Source organism: Limnothrix redekei LRLZ20PSL1 (assembly GCF_043235035.1).
Classification (GTDB): Bacteria; Cyanobacteriota; Cyanobacteriia; order CACIAM-69d; family CACIAM-69d; genus CACIAM-69d.
Window position 1 is genome coordinate 148,471 of sequence record NZ_JAZAQF010000028.1, and the last position, 19,876, is coordinate 168,346.

Annotated in this window: 13 protein-coding genes; 5 read left to right on the plus strand and 8 right to left on the minus strand. The window is 55.0% G+C overall.

Features of this window, described 5'->3' with window-relative positions:
* Nucleotides 1-6: 6 nt before the first annotated feature.
* Nucleotides 7-1,653, minus strand: coding sequence for an ArnT family glycosyltransferase (locus VPK24_RS05175; RefSeq protein WP_393011029.1), 1,647 nt, complete (start codon nucleotides 1,651-1,653; stop codon nucleotides 7-9).
* 283 nt (nucleotides 1,654-1,936) lie between these two features.
* Here VPK24_RS05175 and VPK24_RS05180 point away from each other — a divergent pair, with 283 nt between their 5' ends.
* Complete coding sequence (locus VPK24_RS05180) at nucleotides 1,937-3,436, plus strand: hypothetical protein (RefSeq protein ID WP_393011031.1); 1,500 nt, start codon at nucleotides 1,937-1,939, stop codon at nucleotides 3,434-3,436.
* 320 nt (nucleotides 3,437-3,756) lie between these two features.
* Here the strand turns inward: VPK24_RS05180 and VPK24_RS05185 are convergent, their stop codons facing one another.
* Nucleotides 3,757-5,385, minus strand: coding sequence for an alpha-D-glucose phosphate-specific phosphoglucomutase (locus VPK24_RS05185; protein WP_393011033.1), 1,629 nt, complete (start codon nucleotides 5,383-5,385; stop codon nucleotides 3,757-3,759).
* Nucleotides 5,386-5,614: 229 nt separating this feature from the next.
* Nucleotides 5,615-6,145 carry a DUF4330 domain-containing protein gene (locus tag VPK24_RS05190; RefSeq protein WP_099532700.1) on the minus strand — a complete coding sequence of 177 codons (531 nt, stop codon included), beginning with the start codon at nucleotides 6,143-6,145 and terminating at the stop codon, nucleotides 5,615-5,617.
* 274 nt (nucleotides 6,146-6,419) lie between these two features.
* On the opposite strand from VPK24_RS05190, the gene VPK24_RS05195 reads away from it, so the two are divergent.
* The gene (locus VPK24_RS05195) at nucleotides 6,420-7,610 is read left to right on the plus strand and encodes an RNA-guided endonuclease InsQ/TnpB family protein (RefSeq protein ID WP_393011034.1); all 1,191 of its coding nucleotides are present in this window, start codon (nucleotides 6,420-6,422) and stop codon (nucleotides 7,608-7,610) included.
* An 81-nt stretch (nucleotides 7,611-7,691) separates the two neighbouring features.
* Nucleotides 7,692-9,428 (plus strand): 2-succinyl-5-enolpyruvyl-6-hydroxy-3-cyclohexene-1-carboxylic-acid synthase, encoded by a 1,737-nt coding sequence (gene menD, locus VPK24_RS05200; RefSeq protein ID WP_393011035.1) that lies wholly within the window; start codon nucleotides 7,692-7,694, stop codon nucleotides 9,426-9,428.
* Between the two features lie 340 nt (nucleotides 9,429-9,768).
* On the opposite strand, the gene ndhM is transcribed toward menD, so the two are convergent.
* Nucleotides 9,769-10,101: an NAD(P)H-quinone oxidoreductase subunit M gene (ndhM, locus tag VPK24_RS05205; RefSeq protein ID WP_190356055.1), complete on the minus strand. Its 333-nt coding sequence runs from the start codon at nucleotides 10,099-10,101 to the stop codon at nucleotides 9,769-9,771.
* Between the two features lie 152 nt (nucleotides 10,102-10,253).
* Here ndhM and VPK24_RS05210 point away from each other — a divergent pair, with 152 nt between their 5' ends.
* Nucleotides 10,254-10,991, plus strand: coding sequence for a histidine phosphatase family protein (locus tag VPK24_RS05210; RefSeq protein WP_393011036.1), 738 nt, complete (start codon nucleotides 10,254-10,256; stop codon nucleotides 10,989-10,991).
* Nucleotides 10,992-11,460: 469 nt separating this feature from the next.
* Nucleotides 11,461-11,721, plus strand: a complete 261-nt coding sequence (remA, locus tag VPK24_RS05215) for an extracellular matrix/biofilm regulator RemA (RefSeq protein ID WP_099532739.1) — start codon at nucleotides 11,461-11,463, stop codon at nucleotides 11,719-11,721.
* A 538-nt stretch (nucleotides 11,722-12,259) separates the two neighbouring features.
* Here the strand turns inward: remA and VPK24_RS05220 are convergent.
* The 4 genes from VPK24_RS05220 to VPK24_RS05235 form a co-directional block, all read right to left on the minus strand.
* Nucleotides 12,260-14,806, minus strand: a complete 2,547-nt coding sequence (locus VPK24_RS05220) for a response regulator (RefSeq protein WP_393011037.1) — start codon at nucleotides 14,804-14,806, stop codon at nucleotides 12,260-12,262.
* Nucleotides 14,807-14,827: 21 nt separating this feature from the next.
* Nucleotides 14,828-16,294 carry a HAMP domain-containing methyl-accepting chemotaxis protein gene (locus tag VPK24_RS05225; RefSeq protein ID WP_393011039.1) on the minus strand — a complete coding sequence of 489 codons (1,467 nt, stop codon included), beginning with the start codon at nucleotides 16,292-16,294 and terminating at the stop codon, nucleotides 14,828-14,830.
* A gap of 74 nt (nucleotides 16,295-16,368) precedes the next feature.
* Nucleotides 16,369-17,433 (minus strand): chemotaxis protein CheW, encoded by a 1,065-nt coding sequence (locus VPK24_RS05230; protein WP_393011040.1) that lies wholly within the window; start codon nucleotides 17,431-17,433, stop codon nucleotides 16,369-16,371.
* 709 nt (nucleotides 17,434-18,142) lie between these two features.
* The gene (locus tag VPK24_RS05235; protein ID WP_393011042.1) at nucleotides 18,143-19,840 is read right to left on the minus strand and encodes a CheR family methyltransferase; all 1,698 of its coding nucleotides are present in this window, start codon (nucleotides 19,838-19,840) and stop codon (nucleotides 18,143-18,145) included.
* Between the last annotated feature and the right edge of the window lie 36 nt (nucleotides 19,841-19,876).

A 19,876-nucleotide genomic window follows, 5' to 3' on the forward strand; every position in this document is an offset into this window, starting at 1 on the left:
GGGCGATCATTCACCCCGACGAATTACCAACCGATCGCCCGCTTTGCCAACTAAAATTCCTGCCTTAAACGGAGGGCGATCGCGATCTTGGGGCCGAATCACCCACAGGGCCACGCGGCGATCGGCCCAATGTTTGGCCTGTTCCGGTTGAGGCACGGGAATCACTTCACAATGGCAATAGAAATCTAGGGAAGGGCGTTGGGTGCGATCGCTCGTGTAAACCTTTGCGCCAGAATGGGCGACCGATCGCAGCAGATTGGCCACCGGCCGCACGGGATATTGTTCATTCAGTTCCCAGAGCCAACTGCCCGACGAAAAAAACAGCGTTAACCCCACAAACATGCCCCAAAAAGCCACGGGGATCAGTTGTCGATCGCCCTGCTGGGCCAACAAGACCACGGCTCCCCCCGTTAGCCCCAAGGCCGCCAGCGCCAGGGCGAGCATCGGCTCCAACGGTGTGGCCAAGAGGCTGAAGTAAACGGCTCCAGCCCCGCCACCCAAGGCCAGCAAACCAAAAACCACCTGCCACGATCGCCCAAACCGGGCCGGCGGTTCTTCCCACAAAGACCCCAGCAAGGGCCCGATCGCCAAGGCCAAGGGGGGATAGAGCGGCAGGCCATACCAGGGCAGTTTGGTTTCCATCACGGAAATGGGCAGCAGATAGCCCAAGCTCCAAACCAGCACCAACTTGCCCCAAGGCCAATCCCGATCGCGCCAGGCCGCTTGGAAGCCCGCTGGCAACAAAAACAGCCAAGGCCAAGCCAATTCCAACAGCTCTTGCAGATAAAACCAAGGCGGGCCGCCCCGATCACTCACGGAATCCCAAACCCGCCGCAGGGACTGATTCAGCAAATTAGTCTCAAAAAAGGTGGGGCCGTAGTGTTGCCATTGGGCCCCATACCAGGCCAGGGCTGGGGCCAAGCCCAAAAGCCCCCCGAGCCAGAGATAGGGCGATCGCAACAGCCGAGGCGTATCCCAGACTAAAAAGCCGAAAATTAGCCCCCCAAACAGCAGGGCCACCAGTCCCTTCAACAGGGCGATCGCGCCGAGGGCAAACCCAATTCCCAGCGTCCACCGCAAATCCCGCCGGGCCCGCAACAGACAGCACCAGGTCAGCAACCCAAAGGCCACAATTGCCGCATCCAGCATGGCTAACCGCCCATGGCGCACCACGGGCAACCAGGTGAGATATACCAAGGCGCTGAAGATGGCGGCGGCCCGGTGGGTGAAAATTAACCGCCCCACCGCAAAAACCAGTGGTACGGCCGCCGCACCCAGCAAGGCTCCGGGCAGTCGCGCGGCCCATTCACTTTCGCCAAAAATCCGAAACAACAGGGCGATCGCCCAATGGAGCAGGGGCGGCTTGTTGAAATAGGGGCGATCGTGCAGGGTGGGAAACCACCAAGCCTCGGAGCCGATCGGGACGCGGGACAGTTCCCGGGCCACTTGGGCCACCGTGCCCTCATCCCAATCGCGCAGGGGCAACCCACCCAAATTGATGCCATACAACACCAGGGCCAACCATCCCAGCCCGATCGCCCAGGCCCAATCCACCGCCCGATCGTCCCTGCGCCACAGTTGCCGAGCGATGGCCCCCATGCGGGACGATCGCACCGAGGCCGAAGAACCAGCCGGGTCAGGATTAGGGGCCATAGGGATGGGGAAAAGGGATTGAGAAATCGATCGCGAGGTTGAAATCAATGCCCAATCTAGCGAATTAAGGGGCCCGAAAACCCAGAATCAATCCGTTTTGAAGGCTGACATGGCCGTTGAAATGGTCGTTGGCAACGGTGCCATTCGTGGGGCCCAGACCGCACACCTGACCCCGATCGGCCGGCTTATACTGGCTGGCATCGTGGGCCCCATAGCGTCTTCAAAAATTTCCAGCTAAATCAACCGAACCATTCAACCTAGCCATTCAACCTAACCATTTAAGATGCAGCTTTCACCCATCGTCGATATCGTTATCGGCCTCCTATTCGTTTACTTAACCCTCAGTCTGTTGGCTTCGGAAATTCAAGAACTGATTGCCACCCTGTTGCAATGGCGAGCTGCTCATCTGAAACAGTCGATCGCCCAATTACTGGGCGGCGGCAGCCAATCCACCGTCAGCGGCCGCGCCCCCCAGCGTCCCGGCGACAGCAACCGCGCCGAACAACTGACCGAACGCCTCTACGATTCCCCCACCATCAACAGCCTGAACCAAGAGGCTCGGGGGTTGTTAGCCACTGGTTTTCGCAAGGGCTTTCGGGTTCTCTGTAACCTGATTGGCCTCAGCAATCCGATCTTTGGGCAACATACCAGCGCCCCTTCCCATATCCCGCCCAGTTCCTTTGCCGATGCGTTGCTGTCTTCGGCCAAAATTCCCGATCTGATTCGTACCGTCAGCCTGCGGCGGTTTGAGCAATTTACCCAAGATTTGGGGCGACAAACCCGCCAACTGTTGCAACCGCAACTGAGCGATTCGCGATTGACCCAACTGCTTGATCGCTTTGAACAACGCCTGCGAGACATCACCACTGACTATCGATCGGGTAAATTTGACCTCAAAATCAGCCTCACCCGAGTGTTGAACTCCGTCGATCGACTCATTAGCATTCTGCAAGCGGCCCACGTGCCTGAGGTCGATCGACTGGTGATCCTGCGGGACGACACCTTTGAAGACCGCGAGGGCCACACGATTTTGCTGGCGGCCCTGTTGCCCTCCACCGAAGAAGTGCTGGATGGATTGCGCCACAAACGCGCCATCTACCAGGAAGTGCAAGCGGTGATTGCTGAATTGCGCGATGCCAATGACCCAACTCGCAAAGGCTTGGAAGAGGCCCTGAACCTGTTGCCCGAGCCTGTGCAAGACAACCTGTTGCTGCTGGCAAAGCGGGCCCGATCGCGGGCGACCTCCGTGCAAGAGGATTTCCAGGAATTCCAAAAGGAAGTGGAAGGTTGGTACGATCGAGCGCGCGATCGGGCATCGGGGGTCTATCGCCGCAATGCACGCGGGGTTTCGATCCTTTTGGGCATTGTCCTGGCGGTGGCCAGCAACGCCGATACCTTCAACATTGTGAGCAAGCTGTCTCGGGATACGGCCTTGCGGCAAGCGGTAAACGCCTACGCTGATCGAGTCGTCCAAACGGGCAGCGCTCCCGGAGTTCCTTCGCGGCCTATGCTGCCCAAGTGGTCGGAAGTGAGCCAGGACATGCAGGCAGCTTTGGATGAAACTACCCTCCCGATCGGCTGGGATTCCAACAAATTAAATGAGCAATTGCGCTACGACAATCGCAAACCCAAAAACCAAGGAGAAGTGATTTGGGTCTTAATTCGCACGGCTTTGGGCTGGCTGGTCACGGGCTTGGCGATCGCGATGGGTGCGCCCTTTTGGTTTGACCTGCTCAGCAAAATCATGCGGGTCAAAAACACCGGCAAATCAGAAGCATCCTAAATTTCCAAATTTGCCAACAAATTTGCCAATTTCTGGAGGCAAGGAGCGAAGGTTCCTTGTCTTTGTTTTTTATGGGTATTGGATTTTTTGCACCCATCCAGATCTTCGCCCAAATCCCTCTCCCAAGCCGGGAGAGGGACTTGACAACCCGCAACGAGATCGCTGTCAGCCAACCTTTCTGGCTTCCCCGCCCGCCTTGAGAGTCAGGAGATGAGGTCTGCTAACTGATTCGCGCAAGAGGTTTAATTGCCTATCAAGGCAATCCACGAATCAATCAGCCATCGATCGCAGCCATCGATCGCACCGATCATTAGGTGACATTAGGTGATCACCGTGGGCCGATCGCGCCCGGTCAGGGACTTGATTTGGGCCACTTCCTCCGCGATCGCGATCAAATCCCCGAGGGCCACTTGGGTGTCTTGATCATGCTTGGCGGAATCGGGTTCATAGCTTTCCAAATACAACCGCAGCGTAGCTCCTTGGGTTCCCGTACCCGACAGGCGGAACACAATTCGGGAGCCATCCGTGAACCCAATCCGAATCCCTTGTTTTTGGCTGAGGCTGCCGTCCACGGGGTCGGTGTAGGCAAAATCATCGGCGTAGTCCACTTCGTAGGAGCCGAATTTCTGGCCCTTCAGGTCGCCCAGCTTGACCCGCAGGTTATCGACCAGGGTATTAGCCCGATCGCTCTCCACCTCTTCATAGTCATGGCGGGAATAATAGTTGCGGCCGTAGATTTGCCAATGTTCCCGCACGATCGCCTCCACAGACTGACCCCGCACCGCCAACAAGTTCAGCCAAAACAGCACTGCCCAAAGGCCGTCTTTTTCGCGCACATGGTTCGACCCCGTGCCGAAGCTTTCTTCGCCGCAGAGGGTGGCCTTGCCCGCATCCAGCAAATTACCGAAGAATTTCCAGCCGGTGGGGGTTTCATAGCAATCAATGCCCAATTTGGCCGCCACCCGATCGACTGCGGCGCTGGTGGGCATCGATCGCGCCACACCGGCCAAGCCCTCGCGATAGCCCGGAATGAGGGTAGCGTTGGCGGCCAAGACGGCCAAGCTGTCGCTGGGAGTGACGAAGAAGTTACGCCCCAAAATCATGTTGCGATCGCCATCCCCATCGGAAGCGGCCCCAAAGTCCGGCGCACCGTCGCCAAACAGAATTTCCACCAAGTCATGGGCATAAACCAGGTTGGGATCCGGATGCCCTCCGCCAAAGTCCTCCAGGGGCACACCGTTCATCACCGTGCCGGCCGGCGCACCCAACAGCCCTTGCAAAATTGCTTGGGCATAGGGGCCGGTCACGGCGTGCATGGAATCCACACAGGCGCGGCCGGTTTTGAACCAATCCCGCAGGCGATCGAAGTCAAATAACGACTGCATCAGAGCCGCGTAGTCGCTGACGGAATCGATCACCTCAACGGTCATGTCGCCCAGTTGGCTCGTGCCAGGGCGATCGAGATCCAAATCCGTCGCCTCCAGAATTCGATAGCCATCCAGGGTTTTGGTGCGGTGATAAATCGCATCCGTCACCTTTTCGGGAGCCGGGCCGCCGTTGGCCGTGTTGAACTTAATGCCAAAGTCCGCATCGGGGCCGCCGGGGTTGTGGCTAGCCGAAAGAATGATGCCGCCAAAGGCTTCGTTTTTGCGGATCACACAGGAGGCCGCCGGAGTGGACAAAATTCCCCCCTGACCCACCAACACGCGCCCAACCCCATTGGCCGCCGCCATTTTCAGGATTGTTTGGATCGCGGTGCGGTTGTAGTAGCGCCCATCGCCGCCCAGGACTAGGGTTTGACCGGCAAAATCTTCGAGGCTGTCAAAGATGGATTGAACAAAATTTTCTAAATAATGCCGCTGCTGAAAAACGGGCACGCGCTTTCGCAGGCCGGAAGTGCCGGGTTTTTGATCTAAAAAAGGCTGACTGGCGACGTGGTGAATATTCATAGGGTAATAGGGCGAAATTTTATGGGGTTATGGGGGCGATCGCCTCGATCGCCTCGATCGCGCTGATTGCCGGGATCGGTTCGATCGATAATTCAACAGTCGATCATGCAAACAAACAGCGAGCAATCACGCAGAAATCAATCACACAGAAATCAATCACGCAGAAGTAAAAATCTGCCCAAAAGACATGTGCTGGGAACCCGCACTAGCAGAAACCCAAAGACCAGTCCTATTTCTTCAGCAACCGCACATCAATCACGCTGGCATTGAAGTTATAGGCCTTTCCTTCTAATTCCACGGGAATGCCAATTTTGAGCTTGTTATTCCCCAGAACGGGCCCATTTTCCGTCATGGTGGCCTCGCCGCTGAGGGTCAAATACAGGTCACTGTTATATAAATCAGGGCGGGGATCCGGCAGGGCTTTCACCGTGCCATCGGGTTGAGGAACCAGGGTGGTGCGGGTGAGGGTTTGCACCGATTTCACAGTGATGCTGCCGTAGGGTTGGTTCCGAATAATCACGTTGGTTTTGCCGGAACTGGTCATTTCTTGGATCACGGTTTGCGGATCCCGAATGGAAAGACCCCGAGCCACCGCGTCAATTTCAACCATTTGTTTTACTGCGCCCACTTGGGCCACGGAGCCGCCGGTTCCGGGCACCAAGAAGATCCCAACCAGCACAAGCAGGATAACCAGGCCTGCACCGAGGTCTAAAATGCTGAGTTTGCCAAGGAGGCGACCCTGTGAGTCGAGCAGTTTCATGGCGGTATGCCGAAGGTGTACGAAAGGGGCGAGGGTTGTGCGGCCCAAGACCACCCCCCGGATCCCAGATTCAAAATCCAAGATCCAAGGGGAAATGAGATCCAAGAACCTGCGCGGTCTAGATAACCTAGAAAGCCTAGACAGCAGTAAGGTTATCAGGTCGCACGGGAGCATGAAAACCTTGTCTCTTTAGAGCAAGGATAAAAGGCGACAGGGGTACTTTAGTGCCCGTCATTCTTATGCTAAGTAGGTCAGCATAAACTATAATGCAAATATGCTAATTCTTGAGTTCAAAGTCTACGGAAAGCCTGCTCAATTCAGCGCTATTGATGAGGCGTTGAGGACTGCCAAGTTCATCCAAAACAAGTGCTTACGCTATTGGATGGACAATAAAGGCTTGTCTAAATACGACCTCAACAAGTATTGTGCGGTGCTGGCAAAAGAATTTCCGTTTGCCAATGAACTCAACTCAATGGCTCGCCAAGCATCGGCAGAACGCACTTGGTCTGCGATCTCGCGATTTTATGAGAACTGCAAAAAGCAGATCCCAGGCAAGAAAGGTTTTCCGCAATTTAAGAAAGACGTTCGCTCAGTGGAATACAAAACGACTGGGTGGAAACTAGCGGAGGATCGTAAATCAATCACGTTCACTGATGGTAAGCAGATTGGCAGATTGAAACTGAAGGGAACTCGTGATTTGCATTTTTACCAACCTAACCAAATCAAGCGGGTCAGACTGGTAAAACGTGCAGATGGGTACTATGTTCAATTTGCCGTATCTGTTGAACGCTTTGAAGTAGTCCAGCCTTCTGGTAAGGCGGTTGGGTTAGATGTAGGACTCAACGATTTCTACGTCACTCAGGATGACTACAGAGCAGAAAATCCGCGCTTTCTTCGCAGGGGAGAGCAACGGATCAAGCAGGCTCAAAGGAGGGTTAGCAGAAAGGTTAAAGGGTCAAGCAATCGTCGCAAGGCAAGGGTGATTTTAGGCAAGCGCCATCTCAAGATAAGTAGGCAGCGTAAAGACCATGCTGTGAAATTGGCACGGTGCGTAGTTCAGTCTAACGACTTGATCGTCTACGAAGATTTGAGAATCAAAAACATGGTGCAGAATCACTGCCTTGCCAAGTCGATTAACGATGCATCCTGGTATCAGTTCAGAGTGTGGCTGGAATACTTTGGCAAAGTGTTTGGCAAAATTACTGTTGCCGTCCCGCCTCACTACACAAGCCAGGAATGCTCTAGCTGTGGCGCGATTGTCAAGAAAGGGCTGTCAACAAGGACGCATATTTGTCGGTGCGGAGCTGTCCTCAATCGTGACCACAATGCAGCTAGAAATATCCTCAGTCGGGGATTGGCTACGGTAGGGCATACCGGAAGCTACGGTCTTGAACCGTGCAACGCTTGGGGAGAGGATGCCTCTACTTTGGTTGGGGAAACCCTGTCAAGGCAAGCAACCTCGTAGAATCAAGAATCCCTGTCTCTTTAGGGCGGGGAGTGTCAACACGCGGGTCATGCGCGGTTGGATAGGGGTTTGATCTTGGGGATGGATTTCACGAATCGCAATACGTTGTGGGCTTCGGTGTTGGCGGAAACGCTGGTGCGGGTGGGGGTGACGGAGGTGGTGATTTGCCCAGGCTCCCGATCGACCCCGTTAACGATCGCCCTGGCCAGCCATCCGCGAATGACGGCGATTCCGATTTTGGATGAGCGATCGGGGGCGTTTTGGGCCCTGGGGGCGGCCCGGCGATCGCACCGGCCGGTGGCGGTGGTTTGCACATCGGGCACGGCGGGAGCCAACTTTTTCCCGGCGGTGATTGAGGCTCGCGAAAGTGGTGTGCCCCTGTTGTTGCTCACGGCCGATCGCCCGCCAGAGTTGCGCGACTGCGCGGCGGGCCAGGCGATCGATCAGCTCAAGCTCTTTGGGATTTATCCCGTTTGGCAGGCAGAGTTGGCCCTGCCGGAACCTCGGTTAGACCTGTTGGCCTATTTGCGCCAAACCCTGGCCCAGGCGGCCCAACGGGCGATCGCCGCCCCGGGCCCCGTGCATCTGAATGTTCCCTTGCGGGATCCGTTGCCCCCTTTGCCGGAACCGGCCGTGGCCGATGCCCTGGCCCAGTTACAGGCCAATTGGCATGATCAGGAATTCTTTGGGCACTTGCAGCCGGTGCGCCGACCGATTACCTTCTCCCGGTTGCCCTGGCAGGAGTTTTGGCAAGGGGCCCGCCAAACGGAACGGGGGCTGATTGTGGCGGGGCCGGCCCAACCGGCGGATCCGGCGGCCTATTGTGCAGCGGTGGGCCGATTGGCGCGATCGCTCGGTTGGCCCGTGTTGGCGGAGGGCCTCTCGCCGTTGCGGAATTTTGGGGCCCTGAATCAACATTTGGTGGCCCACTACGACTTGATGTTGCGCAATCCCCACCAGCGGGAACAACTGCGACCCACTATGGTGCTGCGGCTGGGGGGCTTACCAATCAGCAAGACCCTGCGCCTGTGGTTAATGGAAACCGATGCGCCCCAATGGGTTCTAGATCCGGGCGATCGCAACCTGGATCCCCTCCATGGCCGCACACGATCAATCCAGGGGGCGATCGAACTCTGGGAAACCCCGGAACCGGACTTGCCCCCCTCCGATTATTTGCAAACTTGGCTAGCGGGCGATCAAGCCATGGAAGTCACCGTGAAACAAGCCCTGGCGGAACAGCCCCAACGTCTGGAGAGCAAAATCGCCTGGTTGTTGCCGCAAACACTGCCCGATCGCACCCCCATCTTCATTTGCAACAGTATGCCCGTGCGGGATGTGGAATATTTTTGGGGCATTAACAACCGGGAAATTCAGCCCTTTTTTAATCGGGGAGCCAACGGCATCGATGGCAGCCTTTCCACCGCGATCGGCCTTGCCCAACACCATCAACCGGCCGTGATGCTCACCGGAGATTTGGCCCTGTTGCACGACACCAACGGCTTCTTAGCCCGTCGCCACTTCCAAGGCAGCCTCACCATTTTGCTGATTAACAATAACGGCGGCGGCATCTTTGAAATGCTGCCCGTTTCGCAGTTTGAACCCCCTTTCGAGGAGTTTTTTGCCACGCCACAATCGGTCAACTTTGCCAGCCTCTGCGAGAGCTATGGCATTGAGTACCGGCAAATTACCCAATGGCAGCAGTTTTGCGACTCCTTGAGCCAACTGCCCGCCCAAGGCATTCGCGTGCTGGAATTTTTGTGCGATCGCAAGCGGGATGCTCAGTGGCGGCAATCTTTTTTCCGGCAGTTGGCTGTTTAGGGCCGTGGGGGCGGGGTCTTCCCCATGTGCTTCAACTGAACGGTTAGCTTGTTCAAAATTATCCCAACCAACGTTGATCGAAACTCGTCAACCCTGTAGGGGCGTACGGCCGTGTACGCCCCTACCCGGATTTTCTCGGTCTGAGGTTAAAGCCCATGGGTCTCCCTGCCCAGTTCCCCACCCAGTTCCCCACCCAGTTCTCCGCCCAGTTCTCGTGATCCTTGGGCATTCCCAGGGGTGGACAGGGTTGTGGCGATCGCTCAGGTTAGGGTTGGGAGACCCAACCCCTACGGCGATGGAACTGACGACCTGCCCAAAGCCCCTTGACTGAGCACAACCCCTAGGGCGAAACCTGCGGCAAGCCCATGCTGTAATTCACCGCGCGGGTTTCCAAGTTGTAGGCGATCGTGCCATTTTGCAACAGCGATCGCACAAAATGCTCCAAATCTGACCCAATCCGCCGCAGGGTATATTCCGTCAAATCTTGACCCGCCGACTGGGCCACCAACTCTTCAAACTTGCGGTAGACCTGCTGGAGCGCCTCCGGACTCCACAAAAACTCATTATCAGGATCAATATCAATCGTGAGCTTCGTTTCGCTGGGCACAATGTCATCATTGACCAACTCGGCGGCGAAGATGCGGATATGGCGGGTGGTGGACTTTAGTAGCATCGGCTCTGGTTTTGAACGCGGCGGTTGAGAAGGGATCTGGGCATGGACAGCCAAGGCCCGATCGCCAGACTCCCCAATTCCAAACTCCCCAATTATTGTAGGAGCTTGCCCAATGCGTTCTACCCCTTCCTAAGGGCCACGAATTCTAATTGATGCTGAAACTCTTTTTTATCCGTCATACGGAGTCGATCGGGAATGCAGCGGGGCGGATGATGGGGCGAGCCGACGACCCCTTGACCGATCGGGGCCAAACCCAAGCGCGATCGCTTGGTCGGGCCCTGGCCCAACAGGGGGCCCATCCCCACACCATTTACAGCAGCCCCCAACAACGGGCCCAAGAAACCGCCCAACTGGCGCGATCGGCCGCCATGGCCCACCCGGCCACGGGTGATCGGCCCCTGCCGCCGATCATCACCGACACCCACCTTTGCGAATTTGACAACGGAATTTTTCAGGGGCTGACCTGGAATGAAGCCAGGCAGCAATATCCCGAACTTTGCCAAAAACTGGAAAATTCCTTGGAATGGATCCCAATTCCGCAATCAGAAACCCTAGAAGCCGGTCGATCTCGCGCACAGATCTTTTTACAAGGTCTAATTAGCCAATTTATTGACACAAAACCCAACGAAACAGGGCCACAAAATCCCGATCCCTGCCTTTGGATCGTCACCCATCACTGGATCTTGCAACACCTAATCTCAGAGATCCTCGGCTCCCCAAGAACATGGCAAATTTCCATCCCCCACGGAGCAGTTTTTGAGCTATGGCTCGATCAAACCCGCTGGCAAACTACCCAAGAACTCGCCATGGGTTTAGACGATCAACAGCGGTTGAACCATGTTTTTTGGCAAATTCACCGCTTTAATCAACTATTGGAGAACAGAGATTGATCAACTTACTGGGAAATTTTGTGAAAATAGACTGAATGTTCATTTTTCGAGCTAAATTTTCCATGTGTGTTAGTCAGTCCGCGCAAATCCGTCCCGTCTGATCGATGTTGTGATACATCATGACGATCTATCCTGGTTCATTCGTGCTAGATCGTCCTGATGCACACTGAATTTCCCATTGGGATATCGACTCCCGATCGATCTCCTACCCTGATTAACTGGGGCTAATCCTCCTAATAGGAGATTTAGACCCACTCATTCTGGGTTGGTTCATTAGAGAGAGCGCTCAGTAGGTATAACCGCTCATGTGGTTGCTGCCTGAGATAGCCCTGCTGTGCTCAACAATGTCGATCAACCAGGCCATCACCTGCCTAATTAGGCTGGGATCGATTCTGTCGCGGAGTGACTAATCATTACCTACCAACCGCTCAATCAACCTTCACGGGTTTTCTCTTTGAGGAATTTGTCGATGGACATTCAACTAATTAATGTTGGTTTCGGTAATATTGTGGCGGCCAACCGAATCATTGCTATTGTCAGCCCCGACTCGGCTCCGATTCGTCGCCTAGTTACTGATGCAAAAGATCGTGGCCAGCTCATTGATGCCACCTATGGTCGCCGGACCAGAGCTGTGATTATTTCGGATTCGGGTCATGTGGTGTTGTCTGCTATTCAGCCCGAAACCGTTGCCAATCGCTTGGTGGTTGGTAAGGAGCCCAAAGGGGACTAATCTTCCCGATCGCCGCCAGTATCCGCCCGATCGCATGGATAATCCCATGAGAATTGGTTAACGGCTCTAGGAATCTGTCAGGTCTTTGGGAAATTCTGAATCGCTTTCGCTCTCAGCTTTTTAGCTTAATTTCATTGTGTGTTTGCTCAAGAAATCTTGCTCGAAAAATCTTGCTCAAGTAGCTTCAGAGCAAACAGACATCACAATTCATTCATGATTGGTTCATGAGGAGTTGTTGATCGATTAAGGGGGGGACGTTCTAGCTCGTGATCGCTAGATCGATTGGATAACTGAGGAAGCTGTTGAGTTTCTGGGTTGGCATGGGTCAACCGTTGCTGGTCACGAGCTAGAACGCCATTAAATCTTTCACCGATTATGTCTAGCCGTTGATGCCTCGGGGTTGTTGATTAGGTTTGGGTTTTCGAGTTTGGGTTTTTGAGCTTGGGTTTACTGACCCCGATCGCGTCCAGTCTGCTGATTTCTGGGAACGCTGGGGCTAATAACTAATAACTAGTAACCAGTAACTAGTAATTAGTAACTAGGGCGATCGAGCCAGTTCGCGCAAAATTCCCAGCAGCGCCGCTTGGTTAAATGCATCCTTGGTTAGGTAGGCATTGGCTCCGGCTTCCGCGCCCCGTCGTTTGTCTGCGTCGGAATTCAGGGAGGATACGAGGACGATCGGGAGGTCGTCGTACTCGGGCATTTGACGAATTCGCGCCGTTAGCCCCAACCCGTCCAAACGAGGCATTTGAATATCGGAGACGATCGCGTCAAAGGTGCGCGATCGCAGCTTGTGCAGTGCATCCATCCCGTCGGTGGCGGTCACCACGTCGTAGCCAGCGGTTTCCAAAATTCGCTTTTCTTGGGTACGGGTGGCGATCGAGTCTTCCACCAACAAAATCGCTGGCGGCCGGGCCATACTCAGGGAGTCGGCCGTGCTCAGGCTGCTGTTGCGGCTGGTGCGGCCGCCCAAGGTGGCAAACAAGTCCGGCGGGTGCAGCACGGGGCACACATCTCCATTGCCCAAAATCGTCACCCCAGACACATTCCGCACGCGCACCAGCAGTTTGCTCTGGGGCTTGAGCATAATTTCTTGCACATCAATCAGCCGATCGACAAATACGGCCAGGCGATCGCGCCCCATCACCAACACCACACAGGGATGGGGAATGACATCGACCCGATCGGGCGCGGGCCCCGGCGGCAATCCCGGCAACTCCAGCAAATCCCCCAGGTCGGTGGCGGAAACCGGTTCCCCTTCCAGCAAAATGACGGGGCGACCTTCCAAGGCAGTGATTTGACTGACCGGCACAAGGCGCGTTTCGTGAACATATTCCAAAGGAATGGCCAAGGTGCGATCGCGCGTCATCACCAACAGGGCTTGGGTGGCCGCCAGGGTTGTCCCCACCGTGAGGGTGATGGTGCAACCCTGACCCGGCTTGGACTGCACCATCACCCGACCCTTCAGTCGTTCCGCACAAACCCGCACCGCATCAAGGCCAACCCCTCGTCCCGATAGCTCGGTGGCTTCCAGGCGGGTGGAAAATCCTGGCAACAAAATCAGCTCAAAAATCTGTTCATCCTGCCAATGGGCGAGTTCTTCGGCACTGTAAAGCTGCTGGCGAACGGCGGTGGCGATAATTGCCTGACGATCCAAGCCGCGGCCGTCGTCGCTGAGGGAAATCAAGACCCGATCGCCCTGTTGAGCACCCCACAACCGCAAGGTGGCACAAGCGGGTTTGCCGGCCGCCTGACGTTCAGCCGCTGACTCAATGCCGTGGTCGATCGCGTTGCGCACCAGGTGTAGCAAAGGATCTCGTAGCGCTTCAATCACCTGTTTGTCGGCGGTGGTTTCGCCCCCTTCCACCACTAGGGTGACGGCCTTGTCCTGCTGCTGGGCCAAGTCACGTACCATGCGCGGAAAATGTTGAAACACCGTGGCTAAGGGCAACAGCCGCAGGGAACGGGTGCGATCTTTCAGGTCATCGGTAATTGCCTCCAGGCGGTGGTTGGCGTTTTGGACTCGTTCCCGCAAGCCATAGAGGGCCTGTTGAAATTCTTCGTGCAGTTGATGCCGTTGCTGATCGCTACGACGATGATCGATGGCTAGGGTGTGATCACTAATCCGTTGCTGTCCCCGATCGAGCAAGCGCAATTCTTCCCACAGCCGCACCAACCCATCGAGCAAGGCCGCCTGGTGGGAGAGTCGTCGCTCAATGGCCGCCAACTCACCCACCCGATCGACCAGTCCATCTAAATGGCGGGTGGCAACGCGGATCGTGTCGATGTGGTATGGCTCGGCGCTGGTGGGCGTGATGGGATTAACTGAATGGATTGAATTAACTGGACTGGTTGGGCGATCGGGCGATCGAGCCGGTGGGGGCGATGTGGTGGCTGGGGAAGTGGGGACTGAAGAAGCGGGGCGATCGGCTCCAAGCGCTGGAACCGAATTAGAAACTGCTGGCGGTGTTGTCGAGGGGGTTACTTCCGGTTCGCTGGGCTGTTCTGAAATTAAGTCTGAAATTAATTGGGGCTCTGGAATTGGCTCTGGAATTAGCTCTGGAATTAATTGGGGCTCTGGAATTGGCTCTGGAATTAGCTCTGAGTTTCCTTCAAAACTCGCTGGGGGCGTTTGGGCGATCGGGAGCGGACTGGGTTCCAGCGGCATCAACTCCAACTCAGCCACCCCACTGCTGGCCTGCATTAGCCGAGCCAACACCCGCACCGGATCGATCGCAGAAGGCAGTTCACTCGGCAGCTCCTCCGTGGCCTCCTGTACCAACTGCTTGACCGCATCCAGAGTGTTATAGAGCGTTTCCGCCAGCAGCGGCGTGAGGCTGAGTTCCTGACTCTGCAACTGCTTCAGCACATGCTCCACCTGATGAACCAGTTTTTCCACATGGTTCACCCCCAGCATTCGCGAGTCTCCCTTCAGGGTGTGGGCCGCCCGCAACAGTTCCGCAAAGTCATCGCGATCGCTGGAATTTTGTTCAAACCGCAGCAGTCCTGTTTCCAGGGTTTGCAGGTGCTCGCCACTGGACAAGCGATAGAGTTCCCGCAGATCCCGATCGTCAATGATTGCCATCAGCCGTTCCCCATCCGGAATCTAAACCATCTCTTGCAGGTCGCGGGCCGCCTCTTCCAAGCGTCGAGTGCCGATGCGGGTTTGGGCAATGCCTTCGGCGGTTTGCTTGGCCCCTTGGTTCAGGGCGTTCATGGCCTGCACCACTTGATCAACGGCGATCGCCTGCTGGCGAATATTCAGCGAAATTTGTTGGTTACTCACCACCACCATATCGATCGCCCGCGCCACCTCGTCAAAGGCCCCCGCCGTTTGCTGGCTGGCCGTTAAGCCCACTTCCACGCGCTTGCTACCCTCTTCCGTGGCCATAACTGTGGTGTCGATCGCCCCTTGAATTTCCGTCACCAACCCATCAATCTTTTGGGCCGATTCCTTGCTGCGATCGGCCAGCTTGCGAATTTCCGCTGCCACCACCGAAAAACCCTTGCCATGTTCCCCCGCCCGCACGGCCTCCACCGCCGCATTCAGGGCCAACATATTGGTTTGATTGGCTACATCCGTCACCAACTGCGTAATGCTGCCAATTTGGGCCGCCTGGCTGCTCAGTTGGGAAATTTGTTGGGCGATCGCATTCATCTGCATTCGCATTTCCGTCATGCTCTCCAGGGTTTGGCCCACCGTGCGGTTGCCATCCTCCACCAAATGCAAAACCCGCTGGGAAGCCGCCGCCGCCGACTCCGCCTGTTCCGCCGACTGCCGAGATGAAGCACTCAGCTCATCCATTGTGGCCGTGGTTTCATTCACCGAAGCGGCTTGGGCGCTGGAAGTGCGTTCCTGCTGTTCCACCGTGGCCGCAATTTCACTGGATGAAGCTGCCAGGCTGCTGCTAACTTCAAACATTTGCCGACTCACCGCCACCACGATCCAAATCCCCAACACCGTGGATCCCAAAACCGCCAGCCCGGTGGTCAACAGGGAAATATTCGACAGGGCCGTCAGGGCATCGTTTTGATCCTTCAGGGTTTTGTCCACCAATTCCGATTGCCGACTGCGCAGAATTTCCACCAACCGTTCAACACTTTGAATGGCTTGGCGACCCCCATCCCGCTTCCATTCCACAATCGCCTCGGCCGGCTTTTGGCGAGCAATGGTCAATAGTTTTTCGTTGATGGAAATTAATTGCGCCAAATCTCGCTTCAGTTCGCCCAGAGTTTCCCGCTGCCGAGCATCCACAACGATCGCTTCCAAGTCGGTCATAGCCTTGTCAGCGTTCCGACGCGCCTGATCAAAGGAAGTAATGGAAACAGGATTTTGATCGAGCAAGTATCCTCGGGTGGCGCGGGAAATCGTTTGGGCATTAAACCCCAACAGACCGATTTTTTCTTCCACTTGCGTAACTCGGTTAAAAGTTGCCTGTTGCTCTCGCACGGATTGCACATTGTTCAAAACCACGGTGGTGGCAATGATTGACAGGGCGATCGGCATCGCATATCCCAGGGAAATTTGATACCGCAGCCGCCAGTGGCGATTGTCTTTGAGGGGGGAATTCATGGTTTTGTCCTGCAAAGTTGGGGGGAAATTCGGAAGCTTGGGGGGGCGATCGCCCCGTGGGCTTCAAGACTGACCTAGAGACTTTCGTTGACCACCAAGCTCGGATCGCGCAACAGGGTGGCCACATCCAGCCAACTGGTGGCCTGGCCTCCGTTTACATGGATGCCCCGAATGTAGGTGTTGTCTCGGTTGACGATTGCTGAATCTAGGGAGCCGTTGACGGGAGCCAGTTGCTCAGCGGTGCTGGCATTAAAAGGAACGGGAGCTAAGCGCTGGGCACTGACCCATTGGGTTTCGATCGCCCGATCGATCGCTAAGCCCACCGTTAAGTCCTCCACCTGCACGATCGCCACCAGCGATCGGGTAACGGCGGGCCGGCGCTCTTGGCCTAACCAGGGGCTGATGTCAATGGCCGTCACAATCTCGCCCCGCAGATTGGCATTTCCCAGCACGTGGCTGGGACAGCAAGGCAGAGGCACAATCACCGGCAACTCCGCCAACTCCCGCACGGCCGCTGCGTCAATGCCAAAGCGTTCGCCACCAATTTCCACCACGATCCAAGGTTGCCCCTCTTGGTCACTGTTGGTGCGATCGGCCTCAGCCAGTTCCACCGCCCGCGCCCGCAACAGGGCCTGATCCATCGCTGAGAGGGTTTGCCATCGATCGGTGGCGGAATCAAGGGATGATTGGTGCCACTCGGGCCGTTGCAACACCGTGAACAGATTTTCACTGTTGATCAGGGCGATGGGCTGACCGGCCAAAAGCACCACATCCCGCACAATCTCGCGGGCCTGGGCTGACAGTTCTGCCACCAACAGGCTGGGGTCTGGATCCAGCATCACCCCTTGCAGATCCACCGCCTCATTCACAATCAGCCCCAAGCTCACCCCCTGGGGCGATCGCAACACTACAATCGCATCGGAGAGGCCATAGGGCGATCGAGCCAGGCCCAAGCAATCTGCCAAATCCACCACCGGCAATAGTTTTCCCCGCCGGTCGATCGCTCCCAAATAGCCGGCTCCCAACCCCGCGATCGGCTTCAACTCCACCAAGGGCAAAGTTTCCTCCACCCACTGGGCCTCCAAACCGCACAGGGTTCGCATCACATCCACAATCAAATAGCTTTGTTCAGTCGCCACAAACCCTTCACCGCCCCCTTCACCGCCCATGTTGCTGAACCAGCCAGCCCCGCTCGATCGCCCCGACCATCACGCTAGCGATCGCCCCAAAGAGATCGCGCCAGGAATCGACCTCAGACTCGTCACAATGCTAGGGTGAGTTTGAAGTCTCGAACGCTCAAAGTTACCGGGCAAAATATGCGTCTTTTTGCCATATTTCTCTTTTAGAGGATGTTTGAAAAGTATTTTTTGGCACAGGTCAAGCACCAATAATCGTGGGGTCAAAGGGCTTAAGCCCCTTGTCTACATCGATCACTGAGGCGTGCAGAGTGGCAATTTTGGCTTTTCAAACAACCTCTTAGAAATCTGTTACAACCCCTTGTCTGTGGGGATCACACAGATTTGACAAAAACCTTTTTCGCTTTTACCTTTCGCTGTTTACCTTTGATTCCTGAATCACGGAGACTCTGCCATGGCTTTTTGTTCGATCGTTGTCCTGATAAACTAACTTGAGTTTACTTTCGATTTTTCCAACCTTTGGGATTTTTGGCGTTTTCTTTATGTTTTTTGTGAAATCTCTATTTTTTTGCATAATTAATCGCCAATGGATAACTAATTGACAATTAACAGACTACGAATTGACAACTATTCATTGACAAACTACTCGCCAATCAACGAATTGCCTGTGGATGGAAAATCAATAAAAATCTAGGAAATCCTACAAGAAGCACTAATGATTTCGGGCAGCACCGATTGTGGCCAGATGCTCCTTGAGGCGATCGCTCAACTCCCCCGCCGTTAAATGGTGATGGTCAAACACCGGCCAATGGGGAGCAAAATCCTGCAACAGTTCCAACGCCGAAGCATAAAGACGACGCGCCGCCGTAGCATCCCCAATTCGCTCATATAAGCTGGCTAATTCCAGTCGGGGAGGCAGCGCGTGGCGATCCAAATATACCGCCCGTCGCAAAAATTGTTTGGCTTGATCGAGCTGGTTTTGTTCCTCCCAAATACGCGCCAACAGACAGCAAATTTCTGTGGACTCTGGCTCAATTTCCAAGGCTTGCTGACAATATTGGTTGGCTTCTTGGCTGGCTCCCCAATTGGCATGAAGGCAAGCGAGTGCATAAAGTGTGGCGCTACTGTTGGGATAGTGTTTTAGCAGTTGCAACAATTTTTGCTTGAGTCGATTGTGCAACTGCTCTGTTTGATTTTTTGGGGCAGCATAGGGCTTGGAAAGGGGCTTAACCACCGGCACTTTAGGGGACGACGGCTGAAGGGAATGGGGGGACGCATCGGTGGGCCGGGGATTGCTCGATCGGGAATTATTTAGATGGCTAGAATCAGCTAGATCATTCAAATGATCCGATCGCGAATAATTCAGCCGTTCCTGATGATTGGCGATTGCCGTTTCAATCGCAATCACTTGAGCATCAGCATTGATCAACGGAGCCGAATGAAGCGTTTCCACCCCATTTTTCAGCCTCACCGTATTTTCCAAGAGATTTTCCAATGGATTTTCTAAATTACTGGCAGCGGCATAGGGTTGGCTTAAGCCATTGATTGGTGGCAAAGACGGTGCGGTTGCTTGTCCCGATCGGCGACGATAGATGACCGATTCTGGATAAATTTGAGTTGCAAAGGACTGCAGCGGTTGATGGCATAGTTCCGCATGACCCGTGAGCAAGTATCCCCCAGGTGCGAGAGCCTTGGCAAACAAGTCAACGGCCTGTGTAATCGACTCCGTGGCAAAGTAGATAAAAACATTTCGACAAAGAATTAAATCAAACTTGCCAACATCAGTTAAGGGCAATTTATCATTCACCAAGTTGAAATTTTGAAAGGTCACCAATCGCTGAATCGCCGGGTCAATTTGCCAACCATCCGCCAGAGGTCGGAAATAGGTTTGCCAAACGGTGGAATCAATCGCTCGGAATGACCACGATCGAAAACGACCCGATCGGGCCCGATCGAGCGCTTCTTCATTAATATCTGTGGCAAAGATGCGAACTTGCCAATTTTCATGGGCCGGCAACATGCCCTGCAAAGCAATCGCCAAGGAATAGGGTTCTTCGCCCCCAGCACAGGCCGCACTCCATAAACAAAGCCGCCGACTTCCTCTCCGACTCAAAATTAGCTCTGGCAAAATCTGCCGTTGCAAGAGCGCAAACTGTCCCCGATCGCGGAAAAAATAACTTTCCGTATTAGTGATGACATTAATTAAAGGTTGCCAAGCCTGGTGACCATAGGGACTTTGATCCAACAGTAGTTGACGATAGGTAGCCCAGGTTTGGGGGCTGCCCACTCGCCAACGATTATGCAAAAACTGAGTCAGATCTTCGAGATCGCTAGCCCGTAGTCGTAGGCCATAGCGATCGTAGATGACAGGAACCAGTTCATGGAGCAGCGCAATAACCTCTGGGGGCATAACCTTGACAGAAAGAGACAGGGAATAGCCCTTGTC